This is a genomic window from Pelomonas sp. KK5 (genome assembly GCF_001984095.1).
GTDB lineage: Bacteria > Pseudomonadota > Gammaproteobacteria > Burkholderiales > Burkholderiaceae_C > KK5.
Genome location: NZ_LYVQ01000384.1, coordinates 1 through 3398, shown reverse-complemented (window position 1 = coordinate 3398; position 3398 = coordinate 1). Strand labels below are relative to the sequence as shown.

Genomic DNA, 3398 nt, shown 5'->3' with positions numbered 1-3398 from the left:
CCGCCGGCCGCCCGAGAGCGACCCGGACAAGTCCGTCGCCGGCGAGGAAGATCCCGGCAGCGCCGACGAGGAACTGCGCCACCCGCCGCCGCCGGGGCGAGACTCGACTAACGCATAGCCTCGACTGACACGGCCGCCGCCTTGCGGCGCTGGTCGCAGGGCTCGATCTTGAGCATCTGGCGGTACTTGGTCACCGTGCGCCGCGCCACGTCCAGCCCCTGCGCGCGCAGGCGCCGGGCGATCTCGGCATCGGACTGGGCGGCCTGGCCGGACTCGTTCTCCAGCATGCGCTGCACCAGTCCGCGGATGGCCGTGGGCGAGCAGGCGCTGCCATTGCTGTTGACGTGGGCGCGCGAGAAGAAGTGCTTCAGCTCGAACACGCCGGCCGGCGTGGCCATGTACTTGTTGTTGGTCACGCGCGAGACGGTCGACTCGTGCATGCCCAGCGACTCGGCGATCTCCTTGAGCCCCATCGGCTTCATCGCCATCGGGCCGTAGTCGAGGAAATGCGATTGCCGATCCACGATCGCCTGGGCCACGCTCTCGATGGTGGAGAAGCGCTGCTCGATGTTGCGCAGCGTCCAGCGCGCTTCCTGCAGGTGGCCGGTGAGCTCGGAGCCCGCGGCGCTACTGTGCTGCTGCATCAGGTCTGCGTAGGTCCTGTTCAGGCTCACCCGCGGCACCACGCTGCTGTTCAGCGTCGCCACCCACTTGCCGCGCTTCTTGCGCACGATCACGTCCGGCGTGATGTAGCGGGTCTGCGCGGCGCCATAGCGCCAGCCGGGCCGCGGGTCCATCTGGCGGATGCGGCGGGCGGCGCCGTCCAGCGCCTCGGGCGTGCAGGCCAGGCGGCGCGCCATGCTGGCCCACTGGTGCTTGGCCAGCGCCTCCAGCTCCAGCTCGATGACGGCGGCGGCGAGCGAGCGTTCGTTCGGGCAGGCGATGTTGGCGAGCTGCAGCGACAGGCATTCCCTGACGTCGCGGGCGCCCACGCCCAGCGGGTCCAGCGACTGCACGCGGCGCAGCGCGATCAGCAGCTCCTCGGGCTCGACCACCGGCTGCAGCTCGTCGAACAGCGGGAGCAGCTCGTCGGTGTCGATGCGCAGGTAGCCGTCGTCGTCCAGCGAGTCGATGATCGCGTCGGCCAGCAGGCGGTCGCGCGGCGTCAGGCGCAGCAGCGAGAGCTGGAAATGCAGGTGCTCGGACAGGCTCTTGACGCGCGGCACGAAGTCCAGCGCGCTGGCGTCGCCGCTCTCGTTCTGGCGCGTGGCGCGGCCGGCCTCGCCGATCCAGCTGTCGCGGTCTTCGTCGCCGAAGCTGTTGTCGGAAGGGCCCGGGCCATCGTCGTCGGGCGCGGCCTCGGCCGCCGTGGCGCCAGGCAGCTCCTCGTCCTCGAAGTCGAGGAAGGGGTTGCGGCCCTGCAGTTGCTGCAGCTCCTGGCTGAATTCGAGCGAGGACAGCTGCAGCAGCCGCACGGCGTGCTGGAGTCGCGGGGAGAGGGTCTGGCGCTGGGCGGCGTCGGCGTGCAGGCTGAGGCGGGGGGATGCGGGATTCGTGCTCATGCGAGGCCTTGCCGCAAGCGCCGTGCCGATCGCCGGGCTGTGTAGGACAGGCGGAAATCCGGCCCCGCCAGGCCCCTGTTTTTCGGGCCTGCGGGCTGCGGTAGCGGATACACGAGAACCCTGAAAACCTGCATCGACAGGTCAAGCTTGCGGCAAGAAGGTCGCGGCCGGCCCGGCGGCGGCAGCAATCGGCATACCCGCTCGCCGCTGGGCGGTGTCGGACAACGCGCCACCCGCGCCGCCCGGTGGCCCGCGCCTTGCAGCTCGCCGGCCATGATGAGCCACACGCTGACCCGCACCCTCACCACGCCCGAGTGGCAGCAACTGCAGGCGCTGACGCGCTCGATCAGCCGCCCGCTGCTGGCCGGCAACCATGTGGAGCTGCTGCGCGACGGCGCCGAGACCTTCGGTGCCATGTACGAGGCGGTGGACGAAGCGCGGGACCATATCAACGTGGCCAGCTACATCGTCGAGAACCAGGGCCCGGGCGAAGAGCTGCTGAGCCGCCTGGTGGCGCGCCGCCGCAAGGGCGTGCGCGTCAACCTGGCCTTCGACAGCGCCGGCTGCTGGGGCACCTCGCGGCGTGTCTTCGAGGCACTGCGGCGCGACGGCATCAGCCTGCTGGAGCACCATCCGCTGGGCCAGCTGCGCACCTGGGTCGGCAACGCGCTGCAGCGGCGCAACCACCGCAAGCTGATGATCGTGGACGGCCGCACCGGCTTCATCGGCGGCCTCAACATCAGCGGCGTGTACGCCGGCTCCTCGCCGCTCAAATCGGATGTCAGCGGGGACGTGGGCGCCGATGCCTTCGCCAGCGCCGACTGGCGCGACACGCATGTGCGCGTGCAGGGGCCGGTCGTCAACGAGCTGCAGCAGCTCTTCATCGACCAATGGAAGCGCCACACCGGCCGCGGCCCCGGGGGCGAGGCCTGCTACTTCCCGATCCCGCGCGCGGCCGGCCAGCACCGCGCCGGCGTGGCCGCGGCCGAGTGCGGGCCCGGGCACAACGACTTCTACCGCGCGCTGCTGGCCGCCGTGGGCGCGGCGAGCTCGCGCATCTACATCACCAGCGCCTACTTCGTGCCGCCGCGCCGCCTGCTGCGCGCGCTGACCGACGCGGCCCAGCGCGGCGTGGACGTGCAGCTCGTGCTGCCCGGGCGCAGCGACTTCTGGGCGCCGCTGCACGCGGGCCGCTGGCACTTCGGCTCGCTGCTGCGCGCCGGCGTGCGCATCCACGAGCGGCACGACCGGCTGCTGCACGCCAAGACCGCGGTGATCGACGGCGTCTGGGCCACCGTCGGCTCCAGCAACCTCGACTGGCGCAGCCTGGTGCACAACGCCGAGGCCAACCTGGTGGTGCTGGACAGCGCCTTCGCGCTGCAGATGGAGGCCATGTTCCGCCAGGACGTGGCGCAGAGCCGCGAGGTGCTGCTGCATCGCTGGCTGGGCCGCGGCGGCCTGGACAAGATGAAGGAGTGGACGGCGCGGCGCTTCGAGTTCCTGCTGTGATGGGAGCGCTCAGCGCCGGCATGCTGCTGATGGGCGCCGTGCTGGTGGCCATGGCGCTGGCCGAGCCGCTGGTCAAGCGGCTGCCGCTCTCGCCGGCCCTGGTCTACCTGCTGGCCGGCGCGCTGGCCGGCGCCGTGGCCACGCCGCCGCTGCCCGACCTGATGAACCTGCACCAACCGGCCCAGGCGAACCTGCTGCGCATCCTGGCGGAAGTGGCGGTGCTGCTGTCGCTGTTTGCCATCGGCATGAAGATCCGCATCGCCGCGCGCTGGTCGGCCTGGCGGGCGCCGGTGCTGCTGGCCACCGTCGGCTTGCTGGCCTCGGTGG

General features: G+C 71.6%; 3 protein-coding genes. 2 read left to right on the top strand and 1 reads right to left on the bottom strand.

Going from position 1 to position 3398, the window contains the following annotated elements; all coding sequences use genetic code 11:
• Positions 1-107: 107 nt before the first annotated feature.
• The gene (gene rpoN, locus B0W88_RS30675; RefSeq protein WP_077038278.1) at positions 108-1562 is read right to left on the bottom strand and encodes an RNA polymerase factor sigma-54; all 1455 of its coding nucleotides are present in this window, start codon (positions 1560-1562) and stop codon (positions 108-110) included.
• Positions 1563-1838: 276 nt separating this feature from the next.
• Between rpoN and B0W88_RS30670 the strand changes: the two genes are divergently transcribed.
• Entirely contained in the window at positions 1839-3071 is a 1233-nt protein-coding gene (locus B0W88_RS30670) for a phosphatidylserine/phosphatidylglycerophosphate/cardiolipin synthase family protein (protein WP_158080976.1), read from the top strand.
• Positions 3071-3398, top strand: a 328-nt coding sequence (locus B0W88_RS30665) for a cation:proton antiporter (protein ID WP_198937987.1), incomplete at its 3' end; no start/stop codon positions are given. The genes B0W88_RS30670 and B0W88_RS30665, both read left to right, overlap by 1 nt.